This is a genomic window from Arthrobacter sp. zg-Y20 (genome assembly GCF_030142075.1).
GTDB lineage: Bacteria > Actinomycetota > Actinomycetes > Actinomycetales > Micrococcaceae > Arthrobacter_B.
This window is the reverse complement of record NZ_CP126241.1, coordinates 264,802-281,607: the sequence shown is the minus strand read 5'-3', so window position 1 is coordinate 281,607 and position 16,806 is coordinate 264,802. Positions and strand designations below refer to the sequence as shown.

At 64.7% G+C, this 16,806-nt stretch carries 18 protein-coding genes; 12 read left to right on the top strand and 6 right to left on the bottom strand.

The genetic code is table 11. From position 1 onward, the window contains the following. The first annotated feature begins 502 nt into the window (after positions 1 to 502). From QNO06_RS01400 to QNO06_RS01385, 4 genes are read left to right on the top strand one after another with little or no spacing between them, the layout of a single operon-like run. Complete coding sequence (locus QNO06_RS01400) at positions 503 to 1,087, top strand: recombinase family protein (RefSeq protein ID WP_227913004.1); 585 nt, start codon at positions 503 to 505, stop codon at positions 1,085 to 1,087. Positions 1,088 to 1,141: 54 nt separating this feature from the next. Continuing rightward, entirely contained in the window at positions 1,142 to 1,843 is a 702-nt protein-coding gene (locus tag QNO06_RS01395; protein WP_227913003.1) for a histidine phosphatase family protein, read from the top strand. Between the two features lie 15 nt (positions 1,844 to 1,858). Further along, on the top strand, positions 1,859 to 2,428 hold the full coding sequence (locus QNO06_RS01390) for a DUF3090 domain-containing protein (protein ID WP_227913002.1): 570 nt from the start codon (positions 1,859 to 1,861) through the stop codon (positions 2,426 to 2,428). Next, entirely contained in the window at positions 2,428 to 3,195 is a 768-nt protein-coding gene (locus QNO06_RS01385) for an SCO1664 family protein (protein WP_227913001.1), read from the top strand. Before QNO06_RS01390 ends, QNO06_RS01385 begins: the two co-directional genes overlap by 1 nt. 27 nt (positions 3,196 to 3,222) lie before the next feature. Here QNO06_RS01385 and QNO06_RS01380 read toward each other — a convergent pair whose 3' ends face one another. Then, complete coding sequence (locus tag QNO06_RS01380) at positions 3,223 to 3,939, bottom strand: EAL domain-containing protein (protein WP_227913000.1); 717 nt, start codon at positions 3,937 to 3,939, stop codon at positions 3,223 to 3,225. 213 nt (positions 3,940 to 4,152) lie between these two features. After that, positions 4,153 to 4,362 carry a DUF4177 domain-containing protein gene (locus QNO06_RS01375; RefSeq protein ID WP_227912999.1) on the bottom strand — a complete coding sequence of 70 codons (210 nt, stop codon included), beginning with the start codon at positions 4,360 to 4,362 and terminating at the stop codon, positions 4,153 to 4,155. A 238-nt stretch (positions 4,363 to 4,600) separates the two neighbouring features. Between QNO06_RS01375 and QNO06_RS01370 the strand changes: the two genes are divergently transcribed. Beyond that, complete coding sequence (locus QNO06_RS01370) at positions 4,601 to 5,404, top strand: hypothetical protein (RefSeq protein WP_227912998.1); 804 nt, start codon at positions 4,601 to 4,603, stop codon at positions 5,402 to 5,404. A gap of 262 nt (positions 5,405 to 5,666) precedes the next feature. Here the strand turns inward: QNO06_RS01370 and QNO06_RS01365 are convergent, their stop codons facing one another. After that, entirely contained in the window at positions 5,667 to 6,491 is an 825-nt protein-coding gene (locus QNO06_RS01365; RefSeq protein ID WP_227912997.1) for an SDR family NAD(P)-dependent oxidoreductase, read from the bottom strand. A gap of 97 nt (positions 6,492 to 6,588) precedes the next feature. Between QNO06_RS01365 and QNO06_RS01360 the strand changes: the two genes are divergently transcribed. The 4 genes from QNO06_RS01360 to QNO06_RS01345 all read left to right on the top strand — a co-directional run bounded on the left by QNO06_RS01360 (position 6,589) and on the right by QNO06_RS01345 (position 9,972). Then, entirely contained in the window at positions 6,589 to 7,182 is a 594-nt protein-coding gene (locus tag QNO06_RS01360) for a TetR/AcrR family transcriptional regulator (RefSeq protein WP_227912996.1), read from the top strand. Between the two features lie 146 nt (positions 7,183 to 7,328). After that, complete coding sequence (locus QNO06_RS01355; protein WP_227912995.1) at positions 7,329 to 8,159, top strand: CPBP family intramembrane glutamic endopeptidase; 831 nt, start codon at positions 7,329 to 7,331, stop codon at positions 8,157 to 8,159. After that, entirely contained in the window at positions 8,156 to 9,316 is a 1,161-nt protein-coding gene (locus QNO06_RS01350) for a sensor histidine kinase (protein WP_227912994.1), read from the top strand. Before QNO06_RS01355 ends, QNO06_RS01350 begins: the two co-directional genes overlap by 4 nt. Then, positions 9,313 to 9,972, top strand: a complete 660-nt coding sequence (locus QNO06_RS01345) for a response regulator (protein ID WP_227912993.1) — start codon at positions 9,313 to 9,315, stop codon at positions 9,970 to 9,972. The genes QNO06_RS01350 and QNO06_RS01345 overlap by 4 nt, the downstream gene beginning before the upstream one ends. 93 nt (positions 9,973 to 10,065) lie before the next feature. Here the strand turns inward: QNO06_RS01345 and QNO06_RS01340 are convergent, their stop codons facing one another. Both QNO06_RS01340 and QNO06_RS01335 read right to left on the bottom strand, forming a co-directional pair. Next, positions 10,066 to 11,184, bottom strand: coding sequence for a WxL protein peptidoglycan domain-containing protein (locus QNO06_RS01340; protein ID WP_227912992.1), 1,119 nt, complete (start codon positions 11,182 to 11,184; stop codon positions 10,066 to 10,068). A gap of 85 nt (positions 11,185 to 11,269) precedes the next feature. Beyond that, positions 11,270 to 13,240, bottom strand: a complete 1,971-nt coding sequence (locus tag QNO06_RS01335) for a purple acid phosphatase family protein (protein WP_227912991.1) — start codon at positions 13,238 to 13,240, stop codon at positions 11,270 to 11,272. 304 nt (positions 13,241 to 13,544) lie between these two features. On the opposite strand from QNO06_RS01335, the gene QNO06_RS01330 reads away from it, so the two are divergent. After that, complete coding sequence (locus tag QNO06_RS01330) at positions 13,545 to 14,198, top strand: hypothetical protein (RefSeq protein ID WP_227912990.1); 654 nt, start codon at positions 13,545 to 13,547, stop codon at positions 14,196 to 14,198. Here QNO06_RS01330 and QNO06_RS01325 read toward each other — a convergent pair. After that, positions 14,082 to 15,506, bottom strand: a complete 1,425-nt coding sequence (locus tag QNO06_RS01325; protein WP_227912989.1) for a HupE/UreJ family protein — start codon at positions 15,504 to 15,506, stop codon at positions 14,082 to 14,084. The genes QNO06_RS01330 and QNO06_RS01325 overlap by 117 nt on opposite strands. 407 nt (positions 15,507 to 15,913) lie before the next feature. Here QNO06_RS01325 and QNO06_RS01315 point away from each other — a divergent pair, with 407 nt between their 5' ends. Together QNO06_RS01315 and QNO06_RS01310 are read left to right on the top strand one after the other, a co-directional pair. Beyond that, a complete protein-coding gene (locus QNO06_RS01315; RefSeq protein ID WP_227912988.1) occupies positions 15,914 to 16,264 on the top strand; it encodes a hypothetical protein in 351 nt (116 codons plus the stop codon). Between the two features lie 282 nt (positions 16,265 to 16,546). After that, a complete protein-coding gene (locus QNO06_RS01310; protein WP_227912987.1) occupies positions 16,547 to 16,741 on the top strand; it encodes a hypothetical protein in 195 nt (64 codons plus the stop codon). Positions 16,742 to 16,806 lie beyond the last annotated feature (65 nt).

Genomic DNA, 16,806 nt, shown 5'->3' with positions numbered 1-16,806 from the left:
TCGCAAGAAGAGCTCAATGCAGAGACCAATTGCTACGAGAGCACAAACTAACGCCGCACCCATCACTAGGGCAAAGTGGCTTGAGTGATGAGGGATCGCCTCAAAATATCTACCGGTAAGCATGACCCCGCCTAGAAGCATGACGACGATCTGTATCCAAACCCATGATCGGGCTTCCCGTACATCGCCCTGATTCCGGTTTTTCGAAGAATCGCTCATCTAATTGCTGGCTTCCCTATGTGAGTCCGCCATCCCTGATGAGAACGGCACCGACTAGTGGTAACTACTTGAAGGTCTCGAGCAGCTTTTCTGGTCATCCTATAGTCAGCATCGCGCGGTGTTGTCGGTGTACAGCTGTCCGTAAGCCGGTCCCTAGCCGCGGCACAGGCACCCGCACCTACTCGAACTGACACGCCCAGATACCTGTTTGACCTCGCGGTTCGCGTATACCCCGCCCGGGCACGTGCCCGGTGAAGGTAGCCCAACCGCTACATTCGCAACCATGAGCGCCCACGTCGTCGGTTACGCCCGTGTATCCACCAGCGAGCAGGACCTCACAGTCCAGCAGAACCAACTTGCAGCCCTCGGCGTCCCCAAGGATCTGGTTTATACCGACCACGGACTAAGCGGCACCAACCGTGACCGGCCTGGGCTACGTCAGGCCTTGGCAGCGGTTCGTGACGGGGACACGTTGGTCATCACCAAACTCGACCGGCTCGCCCGCTCCCTTCCCGACGCCCGCGACATCATCGAAGAACTTACGAAGAAAAACGTGAAGCTGAGTATCGGCGGATCCGTCCATGATCCTTCGGACCCTGTCGGCCGGCTGCTGTTCAACGTCCTCGCCATGGTCGCCGAGTTTGAATCCGATCTCATACGCGCCCGCACACGAGAAGGCATGCAGGTTGCCAAAGCCAAGGGCAGGCTTCGCGGCAAGCAACCCAAACTCTCCAGATTGCAAGAAGCGCACGTGGTGTCCCTCTATAGCGCGGGAGAACACACCACCGCCGAGATCGCCGAACTCTTCAAGGTCGCCCGCAGCACGGTGTACCGCATCATCCAGCGCACACACCCGTCAGGCAGTTGACGCACGGTGCCCACAGTCAGCGTCCAGCCCGCCCCCCATGACTACGCTAAGGACATGGCAACACTCATCCTCGTGCGGCACGGCCGCACCACCGCGAATGCCTCCGGGCTGCTGGCCGGCCGGACCCCCGGCGTCGAACTCGACCAGGTGGGCCGCGACCAGGCCGCCGCCACCGCCGACCGGCTGGCCAAAGTCCCCGTCGTCGGCGTGGTGTCCAGCCCGCTGGAGCGCTGCCGGCAGACCGCGCAGTTCATCCTCGACCGCCAGGCCGGAACCCCGCACACCCCGGTCGAGGACGGACTGACCGAGTGCGACTACGGCTCCTGGCAGGGCCGTACCCTCGAGGAGCTGGCGAAGGAGGACCTGTGGAAGACGGTGCAGTCACAGCCCTCCGCCGTCGTTTTCCCCGGCGGCGAGTCCATGGCCGCGATGCAGGCCCGCTCCGTGGCCGCTATTCGGCGCCACGACGCCGCGTTCGAGGCTGAACACGGACCGGGAGCGGTGTGGGTGGCGGTGAGCCACGGCGACATCATCAAGTCCGTCCTCGCCGACGCGCTCGGCATGCACCTGGACATGTTCCAGCGCCTCCACGTGGGCCCGGCCTCCGTGTCGATTGTGCACTACGGCACCGGGCGCCCCACCGTCCTGGCCACCAACACCGACGCCGGGGACCTGTCCTGGCTGGCGGCCAGCCCGACGCCGGACGACGCCCCGGTGGGCGGTGGTGCCGGTCACGAGGCGCCGCCGGCCGGATGAGCCTAGAGTAGTTCCATGCCTACAACCGTTCACGATTTCGACTGGCCCGACCGCGTCGTCATCGGCACCGTCGGCGTCCCGGGCCAGCGCACGTTCTACCTGCAGGTGCGCGCCGGGAAGCAGATTGTCAGTATCGCCCTGGAAAAGCTCCAGTCCGCCCAGCTTGCCGAGAAGATCGACGAGATCCTCGACCAGCTTATGACCGTCGACGGCAACCCCTTCCACGTGCCCGCCAGTACCCCCATCGAGCTTGTCGACAATGACGATCTCGACGCTGTGGAGGAACAGTTCCGCGCCGGCGTCATGAGCCTGGGCTGGGATCCGACGACGGCGCAGCTCGTCATCGAGGCCTACCCCCTCGATGAGGTGGACGAGGACGATGACGGCGGCTTCCTCGACGAAGACGACGACGAGACTGACGCCTCCGACGCCGAAGAGGTGCTGCGCGTGCGGATGCCCGTGGGCACCGCCCGGGCCTTCGCCAAGCGCACCCGCGAAGTGGTGGGCGCCGGGCGGCCGATCTGCGTGATCTGCGGGCAGCCGATCGACCCCGACGGGCACACCTGCACCTTCCCCGAGTCCTGATGCCCGCGCCCGACCTGGTCACCGACGAGCTCACGCTCACCGGACGCCTGACGACGGCGTCCAACGCCACCTTCCTGGGCAGCATCGGCGACGCCGCGGTGGTCTACAAACCGATTGCGGGCGAGAAGCCGCTCTGGGATTTCCCCGACGGCTGCCTGGCGCACCGCGAGGTGGCCGCCTATGTGGTCTCCGAGGTGCTGGGGTGGAACATCGTGCCGCGCACCTGGCTGCGGGACGGCCCGCTCGGTGAAGGCATGGTCCAGCTCTGGCAGGAGACCGACCCGGAGCAGGCTCCGGTGGACCTGGTGCCGGAAGAGGACGTTCCGGAGACCGGGTGGAAAGAGGTCCTGCAGGGCCAGGACGACGTCGGGCGGATCGTCTCCCTCATCCACGAGGACACTCCGGTACTGCGGCGGATGGCAGTGTTCGACGTCCTCACCAACAACGCCGACCGCAAGGGCGACCACGTCCTGGCCATGGCCGGCGGGCACCGGTACGGCGTGGACCACGGTCTGACCTTCCACCAGGAGCACAAGCTGCGGACCGTGCTGTGGGGCTGGATCGGCGATGCGCTGAGTGCCGAGGAACTCGAAGGCATCGACCGGGTTCTCGACGGACTGCACGGTGAGCTGGGCTCGCAGCTGGCGAAGCTGCTCACCGCCGAGGAGATTGCGGCGTTCGCTGCGCGTTGCGCCTTGCTGCGATCGGCCGGGCAGTTTCCGGCTCCGAGCGGTGACATGCCGGCGGTTCCCTGGCCGCTGTTCTAAGTCAGCGGCACTTGACCTACACCGCAGCTACGAGACGCGCCCGGCCACGGCGGAAACGTCGAGCTGCACCGGTGGAAGCGCCTCGAAGGCCGGTTTGGCGAACCAATACCCCTGGAACAGGCGGATGCCGGCGGCTTTGAGCACCCGGAACTCCGCCTCGGTTTCGATGCCTTCGGCCAGCAGGGTGATGCCAAGGTCCTTGGCAATGCCGATGATTCCGGCCAGGACGGCCCGGCGGGCCGGGCTGGTGTCGATTCCACGGATGAGCTGCATGTCGATCTTGATCAGGTCCGGCTGGAAATCGACCAGCAGGCCCAGCCCCGCGTGCCCGGCACCGAAATCATCCACGGCGGTGGTGAAGCCGTGCTTGCGGTATTCGGTAATGATGTTGGTCAAATGCTCGGTATCGGCCACCTCCTCGTTTTCGGTGAATTCGAACATGATGGACGACGTCGGAAAGTTGTACCGTTTAGCGGCCAGCAGGGTGGCACGCAGGCAGGCGGCCGGTTCGTACACCGCCTTCGGCATGAAGTTGATGGAAAGCATCAACTCCTCGCCGGCCGGGAACAGCCGCGATGCCAGCTCCACGGCCTTGACCCGGCAGTCCTGGTCGAAGCGGTATTTCTGTTCGGGCGAGACCTTTGACAGCACCTCGAACGCGCTCTCCCCGACCACACCGCGGACCAGTGCCTCGTAGCCCCAGACTCGGCCGGCGCCGGCGTCGTAAATCGGCTGGAATGCCATGCTGAACTCGAAGTCGAGCTGTGACCCTGTGCTGCAGCCGGCGCATGCCATGCGGTGTCCCCCTGAGGAAGTAAGTTCCCAGCAGTCTACGGGCGCCTGGAGCAGGAAGCCGGAGGCCACGGGGAGCCGGGGCAGCGTCACTCACCTGCATGACGAGCGCCGGCAGCAGCAACACCGCCCGCAGCTTCAATTAATTCCGTTTGGGCCCGCCGTTCAACGAAGGCTTTCGAACACCATGGTCGCCTGGATACGGTCACCACCGCCAAGACCCTTGCTGCCGCTGCTGGCTGTAGTGATCGTGTGAAGCCGGTAGCCTTTTGCGGCTTGATCATTGATGGATTTCTCCACGGCTGTCAGGTTCCCTGAGCCGGTCCCCAACAGTTTCTCTTTCAGGATCACCTGTAAAACGACGTAATGCGGCACTTGTGTTATGTCCTTCCACTGTCTGGTTGATTGGGAGCAACCCTACTCGATGCCGCCCGCGATCATTCCGGTGGAGTGAGGCCATTTCATCCGTTAGGAACCGACATTTCATCCTCCGCGAGGTTCGGCGGATAGACTGCAGGTCTGCTTGGATCAAACACAGGAACCATGCGGCCACAATAGTCTTGCGGCTCGGAAACAACAGTTCTGGCCGACCCTTTTGCTCGAGAGGATAACGATGTCCCGGCACACCGTTGCGAACATCGTCAAGGTCACCCTTGCCATCGCCTTTTTTATTTTTATGCCCTTCATCGTGCCAATTCTCGGCATAGTCAAAAAGAACTGGAAAGTGATCGTCGAGGGCGTCCTTTACTCCGTCCTCTTCGTAGCCGCTCTCTCAATCGACGCGGAGAGCCCGCTTAGCACTTTGTCTTCCTTTGTTGGTCTCGGTTCCATCGTTGTATCAGCCGTACGGTTCTACATGCTTCGAGATCTTTGGCTCAGTCGAAAGGCTAAGGGCACGGGACGGAATGCCACTTCTCAGCCCAATACAGCGTGGCCGGCTGCATCGCACCCGTCCGCCGTGGCGGCGCCGGTGACCCCCTCCACGGAACACTTGTCGCAGTCATTGGCATGGGTCGCCACGCAGGCCAAGCAGAACAAGCATCGCCTTCCCGCAGACGCGTATGTTTCCGTCTTGGAAATCTGCCATACCCTGGACGCTGTTGTTGACGCGGAAACGCGTCAGCCGCTGGGTGACCCACAATTTGAGTACGAGCTGACAGCCACAGTGCGGGAGTACCTGCCGGCCGTCGTCCGGGGTTACTTGGCCATCCCGCCCAGCATGGTGGAGAACCGGCAGGCGAACGGACGGACTGCCAACGAGGAACTGGTCGAGCAGCTCCAGCTGCTCGCCCGGCAGGCCGAGACGCTGCACGCCAGCCGCCACCGCCAGACCTCGATGGACCTGTCCAACACCGGGAACTTCCTCCGGGAGCGGTTCGGCCACCAGCAGGGCGGGTTCGACTTCGGGATCAAGTAGCCGCTTGGGCTTACGGCGGAAGGTGGAATCCTGATGCCGGTTTGTCGCCCGGTGCGCCCCTCCGGTCTACCAGACTCAGCGCTGCGGCGGGACGGGGTAGTGGTCGCGGAGGTATTCGCGCACCGTCTTCGGCTTGCGGCCAAGGAGTTTCTCCAGGTCGCCACTCGGGTTATCTGAGCACTCTCCGAGATCGGGACCAAGAGGACTGCAGTCCGTAGAGCAAAACGCTGCCTCACGGCATCCAGTCCACCCCACTGCTCCCCTAGTTCACCACGTCCACGTCCTTGCGGCGCGCGGGGTCGGTCACGCGATGCATCATCGCAGCGGTTCCGCGCCGGCTCATCAGCCGGGCGGCGGCCGCACCGACCCGGTTTAGCCGGCCGTCGATCACGCTCGGGCCCGGGTTGCGCCGGGCCAGGTGAGTGAGGGCGGTGGCGACGACGTCGTCCGGCGTGCGCATCCGGGCTCCGGCAGTGGCATCGTCGGTGCCGACGACGGCGTTGAACTCCGTGCTGGTGGCGCCGGGCGACAGGGCGAACACGGTGACGCCCGTGCCGCGGCTCTCGGCCCACAGTGACTCAGTGAAGCTCAGGACAAAGGCTTTGGCCGCGCCGTAGACGGCCATCCGCGGGGTGGGCGTGTACGCGGCCATGCTGGCGACGTTGATCAGAAAACCGGTGCCTGCCTTCACCATGCCGGGCAGGAACGCCGCACTGATCTGGACCGGTGCGCTGATGTCGACGGCGATTTCCTGGGCCAGCCGGCCGGGATCCTCTTCGACGAAGTCCCCGAACGTGCCGAAACCTGCATTGTTAATGATCCCGGTGACCTGCAGCCCTGCCTCGGCAACCGCTGCCGAAAGCTCCGCGCCCGCCGACGGCGAGCCCAGGTCCTGGGTGATCGCGGTGACGGTCACCCCATGCGCCGCCCGAAGCTCGGCGGCGAGGGCGTCGAGGCGGTCCCGGCGCCGGGCGACCAGTACGAGGCCGGCTCCGCGGGCGGCCAGCGCGCGGGCAAAAGCAGCGCCGATGCCGGATGACGCTCCGGTGATGAGAATGGTGTGGTTCGGAAAGTCCAGTACCGGCATGAGGAGCTCCAATATTTCCGGGGTGGATAGCGCATTGCTGCGACCGTATGCCTTGCTGGCACTCAGTGTCAATGAGTCATTGGGGTACGCTGAACCCGTGACCGAAGAATCGACTCTATGGCAGCGATCGCGCCAGGCGGCCTATGCCGAAATCACGGGCACGGCCATGCGGCTGTTCCTGGAGCAGGGCTTCGAACAGACCACGATCGATCAGATCGCGACGACGGCGGGGATCTCGCGGCGCTCGTTCTTCCGGTATTTCGGCACCAAGGAAGACGTGGTGCTGGGCGGTCTGGCGCACCAGGGCGAGCTCATGGCCGATGCGCTGGAAAATGTTCCCCTGACGGTGGAGCCGTGGGACGCACTGCGGCAGGCGCTGCACGCGGTGGATGCCCTCGCCGTCGAGCCGGGCGTTACGTTGAAGATCGCGAAGATGATGTACGGCACGCCGTCGCTCCGGGCGCGCAGCATCGAGAAGCACCTGCACTGGCAGTCGCTGCTGGTGCCCAACATCCGCCGGCGCCTCGGGCTCGCCGACGACGACGCGGCAGACCCGGCGCCCGCTGCGATTGTCGCGAGTGCGATTACCTGCCTGGACGTGGCCGGCGAATTGTGGGTTCACGGAGGAGGCACGGAAGATCTGGGCGCACTCTACGATCGGGCTGTTGCGGCAGTGCGTTCCGGCGCATAAGTAATGCGCCCGGGACTCCTCTGGTTCGTCCCCCGTGCGAGCTACTCGCAAGTGTCCACTCCAGGGTGACGATTCCGAGACCGGAGCTCCGTAGCGTGAAGTGGTGTCGCGGCAGGTTGCCGACGGCCTCACTTTCGGAGGACCACATGAAATTTGTACTGCAGCTGCTTGCCGTGACAGCGGTCGCTGTCCTTGGCAACCTTGCCCTTCAGGCGGTGGACGGAAGCCCCTGGCCCGCTCTGGCCGTTGGCGTGGCAGTCGCCGTACTCGCTGTCTTGGCGTACCGCCGGATAGTGCGGGTAACAGAGCGGCGCTCTGTGGCGGAACTGGCGTGGCCGGGCGCCGCGCGGGCGGCCGGCCGCGGCACCGTGGCCGGCGTCGTACTCTTTGCCGCCGCCATTGGAATCATCGCAGCCTTCGGCGGCTACCAGATCACGGGGCTCGGCTCCGCAGCCGGAGCAGTCGGGCTGATCGGTCTTATGTGCGCTGCAGCCGTCACCGAAGAATTGATCTTCCGCGGTGTGCTGTTCAGATGGGTGGAGGTCGCAACCGGTACCTGGTGCGCGCTGGTCCTGACGGGATCATTGTTTGGCTTGGTGCACCTGCTGAATCCCCATGCATCCCTCTGGGGCGCCGTCGCGATTGCCGTAGAAGCCGGCGGGATGCTCACTGCGGCGTACATCGCCACCCGCAGCCTCTGGCTTCCGATCGGACTGCACTTTGGCTGGAATGCCGCCGCCTCGGCCCTGTTCAGCACGGAAGTGTCCGGCAACAACACTCCGCAGGGGCTTCTGGACGCCGCCACGTCCGGCCCGACGCTGCTCACCGGGGGTGATTTTGGACCGGAAGGCAGTATCTTCGCAGTCCTGTTCTGCGGGCTGGCCACCCTGGCCTTCCTGCACCTGGCGGCACGGCGCGGCAACATTGTGTCATTCCGTGCGGCCCGCGGCACCGCACGGGCTAAAGTGGCGCAGTGACTACGATCACCGATAGATGGCGCCGGCTCGACGTCGTCGTGCGGGATCTACCGCTTGCGGCGGCACTGTTTGTCCTGGCCCTTCTGCCGGTGACCCACGGATACGGAACAGTGCTCGGCGGGCTGCCTGACCGCCCCTTTTCCGGCCCGGCCCTAACCGCAGTGGCTCTGCAATCCCTTCCTCTTGCCGTCCGCCGTCGGTGGCCGGCTCTCTGCCTGTCCCTGGTTTCAGCGGGGTTCGCCCTGGACCAGCTCAACGGCTTTCACACCTTCGCCGGCACCGGCCTGGTGGTGGCCCTGCTGAGCGCCGGCTCCTATCTTGAGCGGCACCGCAGGCTTGCCGTAGCGGTTTTCACCGTCGGGTACACCGTCCTGGTTGCCGGCATGTACCGGCTGGAAACCCCCGAGCCCCTCAGCGAGTTCGTGACGTTCTACGTGGCCATGGCCTTCGCCGTCGGCGTCGGGGCATGGCAGCGGGCCGGACGGATCGCTGAGCAGGACCGCCTTGACCGCATCGCCGAGGACACGCGCTCCGCGGAACGCACCCGGATGGCGCGGGAACTGCACGACGTCGTCACCCACCACGTCACCGCCATGGTGGTGCAGGCGGAAGCGGCACGCTACCTCAGCGGGTCTCCCGACCGGCTCGACGGCGCTTTGGAAACCATCGCAGGCACCGGACGGCGGGCGGTCTCGGATCTGCGGCAGGTGCTGGACGTGCTTAATCCCGGCCATAAGGAGCCCGGCCGCACCCCGGGCACCGCCGAACTGCGCAGCCTTGTGGAGCACGCGCGCCGCACCGGCCTGCAGGTCGACTTTGCCGAGGAGGGCGGGCCGCCCGGGGACATGGATGACGGAGCCCAACTGGCCCTGTACCGGGTGGTGCAGGAAGCGCTGACCAACGCGCGGAAGCATGCAGCCGGCAGCCGTACCGCTGTCAGCATCTGCTACAAACCAACGGAGACCACAGTTTTGATTCATTCGGACGCCGCGGCGCCACCGTTTCCTGACACCGCCCAGTTGCCTGCCGGCAGCGGCCGCGGTCTGACCGGGCTTCGCGAACGGCTGGCGGCAGTGAGCGGCGATTTCAGCGCCGGACGGCAGGAGGACGGCAGCTTTACGGTGTCTGCCCGCGTGCCGACGGAAGGCCCGGCATGAGCCTGCCGACCAGGGTCCTGGTGTGCGACGACCAGCCGCTGATCCGGACCGGATTCGCCACGATCATCGGCGCGCAGCCGGATATGGAAGTGGTGGGCGAGTGCGGTGACGGACGGGCCGCCGTCGAACTGGCCCGGCAGCTGCTGCCCGACGTCGTCGTGATGGACATCCGGATGCCGCAGCTGGACGGCATCGAGGCCACCCGCGCACTCGCCGGCGCCGGCGTTTCCATCCCCGTCAAGGTGCTGGTGGTGACCACCTTCAACCTGGATGAGTATGTCTATGAGGCGCTGCGCGCCGGGGCCAGCGGCTTCCTGCTCAAAGACGCGCCGCCGGCACAGCTGCTCAGCGGTATCCGCACCGTAGCTTCGGGGGCCGCCCTGCTGGCACCGGAGGTGACACGGCAGCTCGTGGGCCGCTATGCCGAACGTATCCGGCCGGTGGGCAGCGCAACCGCCGATTCCGGCCTCACGCCGCGCGAGCGCGAAGTGCTGCAACTCATCGCCGCCGGACTGTCCAATGCCGAGATCGCCGCAGCACTGGTGATCAGCTCGGAAACAGTGAAGACCTTTGTCTCTCGGATCCTCGCCAAGCTCGGCCTCCGCGACCGGGTCCAAGCCGTGGTGTACGCCTACCGGCACGGCCTGGTTTCCTAAGCGGATGACGCTGCGAGAAGGCCAAGGAGTCACTGTTGTTGACGGGATCGTTGGCGGCGTAGGCGTATAAGTCGGCAGCCCGGCCCTGATGCCTCAGCCGGGCAGACGGGTCGCCTTGACGGGTGCGTCCTCGAGGGCGTTCGATGCCGCAGCATGGACGGGGTCGCCCGCGAGGGCTTGCGCGACCGCCGCGTTGACCCGTTCATCCTCGCGTTCCTTCTCAGCGGCGATACGGTGCCTACGACGGCGGATGTACAGATACGTCGCGGCCGCCAGCAGCAGGATGATCACCATCGCGGCCCACGGGATCGCCGCGCCGACAGCGGTTCCCGATACCTCGGCGAGCGGCGTGGTGGAACCGGATGCATCGGTCATCACCGGGGTCACGGTCGTGCTCGCCAGCAGGACGAACAATGGCAATATGCCGTCCACGGTCACCGTCCGTGTCCAGCTCTCCCCGGGTAGTAGCTCGGGCACCTCCTCGCCCTCGGCGGCGTCCACCGGGAACCAGCCGAACGGCCCACTCACCACGTCGGCGGGCTGTACGGACAGCGCCGCATTACCGGTGTTATGCAGCGTGTACGTCATGGCGGCGTCGCCGCCCGCGAAGGGGTTCCAGCCGCCGTTCCAGGACACGGACGGGTCCTCGACGGCGAGTGAGGGCGCCAAATCGCCGCCGACGCGCAGGTTGACGCGTATGCCCAGCCGTCGGTCGACGCTGACGCCGGAAGGCGCGTCCGGGACGGTGAGTGAGGTCACCAGCCCTCCGACGTAGTCCCCGGGGGTGGCGTTGGCAGGGATGTCCACGGTGAACGGGATAGTGGTGACCGTGTCAGGGCCGATGGTGACAGTCTTCGTTTCGGCAGTGATCCAGGTTCCGACCGCCTGCGAAGTCTCGCCTGCGACGAGTAGCGAGAGCTCCCCGTCGTCGGAGGTGAAACCGTCGGCCGCGTACACGGAGAGAGCCACCGGTTCGTCGCCGCGGTTGGTGATGACCATAGCGTCCGTCAGCGAACCGCCCGGATCGACTGTGTAGGTGAAAGTTGTGCGGTCGGCACCGAGGTCGTTGGACGCAGTGCGGACGGTCCATGTCACGTCGTCGGGGCCCTCGGCATGGGCGGGGAAAGCGGGGAGAAGGAGAGCAAGGGCCGCGAGGGCGGCGACCCGGAGCGCCCGGCGGCGCGGGCGCCGGTATACGAGGGAAGCGTTCACGTGAGATCTTTCGGGAAGGGCGGAAACGGGGGCGATCCGTGGGAGTGGGGCAGCCCTCCCCCACGGATCTGAGGACATGTTGTTGTCAGCCCGCGAGCGCGGTGACCGTCAGGGTTGCGCGGTAGCTTCCCTTTTCCGTGCCGGCTGGCAGCTTCAGGTCGAGACCGGCACCGAGGAGCGCCGAACCCTTCTCGTGGCCGTTCGCGGCGGAACCGAGCGCCCGGCTAACCGACAGTCCGCTACCGCCGAAGTATCCGGAAGCGACGGGGGCGCCCGCGACGGCACCGGCACCGGGGATGAGCACCTTCGGGGTCCAGCCCAGGTAGCTGCCGGAGAAGGTCTTGCCACCGTCGGAGAAGTCGCTCACCACGGCCGTCAGCGACCAGGGTGCATGCGAAGAACGGCTGTCGGAGACGTTGATCGGGTTAATCTCCCCGTTGGCCACGAGGGAACCTTTGGATTCCTGTGCGGTGCCGAGGTCCACAAGACCGTTCTGTCCGTCAATCGTCCACCCGAATTCACCCGGCGCGGCCGTAGGAACAGTCACCTGAATCTCCTCGGAATTGCCGTGGAAGGGGTGGATGGTGACGCTGTCGATGACACTTCCAACACCATCCACCGCCGTTGAGGATCCGGCGGTACCGCACCAGGACGACTGCCCGCCTTCGACCGTCGAGTCGCAGGTTCCGCTGCGGATGCCTTCGACGACGAGCTCGTCCGCCTTCACCTGGACCTTCACATAGCTGCGTACATGCTCCTGGTTCTGCACCGAGTTGTACCAGTAGTTAGCCGGGTTCAGCGGGTCCCCTCCGTTGCCGGCACCGCTGGTGCCGGTTGCGTCAGGCGCCGAGATGTCGTAGTACTTCGACCCCGATGCCGAGTTCGCGGTCATATAGATCACGCCGCCCTCGCCAACGAAAACCTCGTTCTGGCCGGGCACCTCGTCCGCGTTCGCCTTCGCACCATCGTTGATTTCATAGCTGCGCGTGTACACATGATCGTGACCCTGCAGCACGAGATCGACGCCCAGGTCCGAGAATACGGTGGGGAAATCGACACGGCGCACCTTGGCGTCCTTGTCCTTGGCGTGCGCCGCTGCCGAGTAGATCGAATGGTGGTAGGTGAGCACCTTGTACTTGGCGTCCGCACCGTGCGCGTTCACCACATCCGTGACGTACTGCACGTGAGCCTGGTCGCCGCCACCGGTAGCGGAGTCGTAGCTGTTGCTGTTCAGATCGATAAACAGCACATCCTTGTAGATGTACCAGTAGTCACCGCCCGAGGTGGTCGACTTCTGGGCAGCCTTGGCGTAGTACGCATCCGAGTAATCGGTGTTGGGGGTGTGGAAGTGCTGCTCGTATGCCTTGCCGCCCACGTCGTGGTTACCGATAGTTGCCGCCCACGGGTACTGCCGCAGCTGGTCGGGGGCAAGGAAAGCGTCCCACTGCGACTCGGTGTTCGCCGCTTCGACCTGGTCGCCGCCTGAGACGAGGAGCTCGGCGTTCGGGTTGGCATTGAGGGCGACGTTGAGGGTGTCAGCCCAGCCCGCCCCGTCCTGTGCGGTGTTCCCGGAGGCGCCGATCTGCGGATCCCCGAAGAACAGGAAATCGAAGTCCCCTTCAAATGACTGGGTCTTGAAGGAGTAGGTGGTCGACCAGTTTCCAGCAGAACCGACACGGTACGAGTACTGCGTGTTCTCCTGCAGGCCCGAGACGACCGCATGGCGGTTATACCCGCCGCTGGTGGCGATGTTGGCGGCGCCGGTTGCTGAGAACGTGGTCACGGACGGGCCGAATTCTCCGTTCACCAGCGAGGCTGTCGGTGCAACCTGCACAACCTGCGCGCTGTCGGAGCTGGTGTACCAGGCGAGCGTGCGCTGGGTCTCATCGGAACCGACGCCGAGCACAATGCCGGTGTAGGACACAGGGTCAGCGGCGTGGGCTGCAGACGGTGCGACGGCGATAACGCTACCGGCGGCCAGTGCCGCCGTGAGGGCCACAGTCGACAGCCACCGTGCCGCGCGGCCCGCGGGCCGAGGGGGTGCTACCAGGAACATGTGTATTCCGTTTCTCTCATGGAGGTGCGGTGATGGGGGAACCGGACGCGCTCTCGCGGCCGCGTCCGCCCCAAGGATCTAGGCGGCAGATTGACGACAGGTGAACAATCGGCGGTCCCGCCGCATCGCAAACGGAAACATCTGGCGGCCGGCGGTTTCCATGCATGGCGTCACCAGCCCAGGCGAACATGAGGAGCCCATCCGGTGAACAGCCCGGTAACTTGTCCGTGGCGAGTCGGCTCCAGCGCATTTGCAGATGCACTCTGGAATCGCTCGCCGCTGTCCAACCGATGAGGATATTTCCGTGCATCACCGCCCCGCGATCGCGACCACCCTGAGCGTCGCTGTCCTGCTCCTGTCCGGCTGCGCTGCCAGCGACTGGGACGACGCCCGCCCCACGACCACTGCGACGGGTCTGCCCGCCGCGGGCTTCATCCCAACACCGTTACCGTCCCCGGAGGGGACCGTAACGCCGGCGTCCGGCTCTTGGGCGGGTGTCGACCCTGCGCCCGGTTACCGCGTAGTCCTCCTCACCAGTGGCGAGGAGGAGCGCACGGCAACACTTTCCGCAGCCGTAGTCGAGTGGGCCGACGCCGTGTCGGCGGATCTGCGTCAAGTGGATGCCGGCGAGGACACGATCCGCAGCATCACCGAGGCGATGGATATGAAGCCCGAGCTGATTGTCGCCGCCGGTGACGGCCTGATCGATCCGCTCGCCATCGTGACACCCAACCATCTGGATATACCGTTCCTCGTGCTCGGTGCTGAGCTGGCCGAGCCGACCGCCAACGTCACGGCTGTCGAATGGACGGGAGCGGGGTTCCGCGGCTCCGGCCTCGGGTCAACCACGCAGTTTGATGCGGCCTCGTTCACCCCGGAGCGTAGCGCGGAGGCGATCCGGGCCGGCGTCGCCGCCGTGCTCACCCGCATGACCGGCGTCGTACTCTGGCTCGATTGAGCGTTTGTTTGGGGTGGCCTCGCGGGTTCTGAGCCACAGTGCGGCAACCACTGCCACGAGTCCGAGGTAGAAGGGTACGGGGAAGTGCGCCATGGCATCGAACAGGGGCTGGAGGACAGAATCCTGACCGGTGCTGATGCCAACGATCCAAGCGATCGCGGCGACCACTGCCAGGGAAGCGGTCACGAGGCGGAACCCGGCGTACGCATGGGAGTGTGACAACCAGATCAGCAGTGGCAGAACCAAAGCTGCTGCGATGATTTGTGCCAGCTCAATGCCTATGTTGAACCCGATGATGGCGACGAGTTTTTCGCTGAACCCGAGGTTCAGCTCGAGGATAGTCGTGGCGAAAGCGGTGCCGTGGACGAGGCCGAAGCCTCCCGCTATGAGGAGCTCACCGCGGGACAGAAGCGGCCGGGCGGCATGGATGGCGGCCACGATGATGGAGACCGCCACCAGGACCTCAACGGGCTTGGTCGGGAAGGAAATCAGTCCGAGCGACACCAACGCGAGAGTGACCAGGTGTCCGGCGGTAAACGCGGTGATGATGAGCGTTGCCCGCCCGATCGTCCGCTTTGTTGCGATTGGCTCGTTCCACCGCAGCCCCCGCGCGCCGCGTCCAGCAACCGATGGAGCCACCACCAGCAGCGTCGTGAGAAACAGCAGGTGATCAGTGCCCTCGGCAATGTGGAGCATCCCCAGCCGGATCACGGCGACGAATCCGTTCGTGGGCGTGGACGCATTCCGGTCGAGGACCATCTCAGTCACCCCGCCGCCGAGGACGCCCACCACGCTCGGCTCGCCCTCTGTAAGAACGCCGTTGTTCCAATCGCTAACCAGGGACACATACACCTGGTGCGAGGGGACCACATCCAGGATGAAGCGGTAATCCAGCACGATGTTTCCCTCGATCGCACGGTTACCGTTCGCAAACCGGACTGTCGTGACAATGGCGTCCTCGCCGTTGATGCTCTTGAACTCGGGTTCACTTACGACTGTCGGCTCGAGAGCCGACACGCTGTCGGCGACGGTCACGCGATTGAGGATGAATGACAGGAGGTTGTCAGCGATGTCATCGAGCGCGGCTTGGTCGGATCCGATTTCCATGCCGGTTGCGGCGGTGAAACCGGCGTTGTGGATCTGCATCTCGAGGTCGACTGAGTCTGCCCGCACGGTCACCTGCACGCCGGTGGTTCCCGTGGGGTGGGCGGATGCGGTTTGAGCGGGCATCACGATGAGAAGCAAAGCGAACACAGCGGTAAGGCAGACAAGTATCGGCCGGGAGAGGCGGGGGGAAATAGCAATCACGACGCGACAGTAACCGTCGTGTGCGAACGGGAAGCAAACCCCCGGTGACGGCGGCATGGAGAGCTCCTGCCGCTCCACTGCGACGGTGACGAGCGCGCAGCTGCCGCGTTGGCTCGGGCCAGACCTAGCGTCCGTCGGGTTTGCTTCAGCCGACGAAGATACGGAATGGATGGCCAGCCGGATCGGCGTAGACGTATAACGGCTCGTCCGGGTCTTCCGTGCGGTTGAGGAGGAGCTCATCAAGGGTCTCCTCACCAGTGTTCGCAAAGCCGGGGCAGTCCCGGGTGTGGGCGGTTGAGTCGGGTCATGAGCCCGCGGTTGGCGCCACCTGTTTGGTCGTTAGGCAGCCCCTGGACTATGTTGACGGCGGCGGAAGCAGCTACTTCGAGCGTGCGTTAGGACGATTAGTGAATACAAAAGCACAGGTCGATGAACGAAATGCCAGACAGCCCTTGATCATCGACCGCGTCTTTTCAATCGTTTTCTTAGTCGCGCAGCCGTTCGTCGCCGTCGCGCAGTTCTTGATTGTCGCCCTCGGCGCGTCCGACTGGATGGACGGAACCCGTTCAATACCGCAATGGGCGGCAACGACTGCCTACGTTCTGATCTTCCTCATTGCTCTCGCGGCGACAATCGCCACGATCACGATGCTCGCCAAGCGCCGGATCGCGTTCTGGGTACCGCTCCTCGCGATGGTGGTTACGTCCGTGATGGTACTCGTCCTCAGTGCATATGATCAGAAACCTGACATCCAGTAAACCTCGGTCCTGAGCACACTACGAGATCGGGACCATTGGGACTGCAAACCGTAATGTCTCAATCGGACCTAGGAGCATCGTCTGCCACCAGCCGGTGTGCATCCACGGCTTCTTTGCCGGGGTTGCTATCGGCTGCGCCGCAGGAGCTGCAGGTACGACTATTTCAAGCGGGGCGGATGGAGGCGTGGATGGCACCGAGGTCGGCAAGGGTTGTCTATCGGGTGGAATTGCTGGTGGCGTGACTGGTGGCCTTGGAAATCTGCTGAAAGGCGCATTTCCTAAATGACTATGACACCTGACCTCCGGCTCGGGCTGCTAGCTACTGTTTTCCTGATTGGGGCCGTTGTAGCGCTATACGTGCCGATCATTCGGGGTGGAACGATCAAAAACGCTTCACTGACCAGAAAGCAGTGGACGATCTTCATTGCACTCATGGCTGCTGCGGCTTTGCCGATATTCATCGCGCTGATCAATTAGTTAGGATTCATGAAGGGCCGGAGTGCACTCAAGATGCACCCCGGCCCTTCGCTGTATTCCGTAAT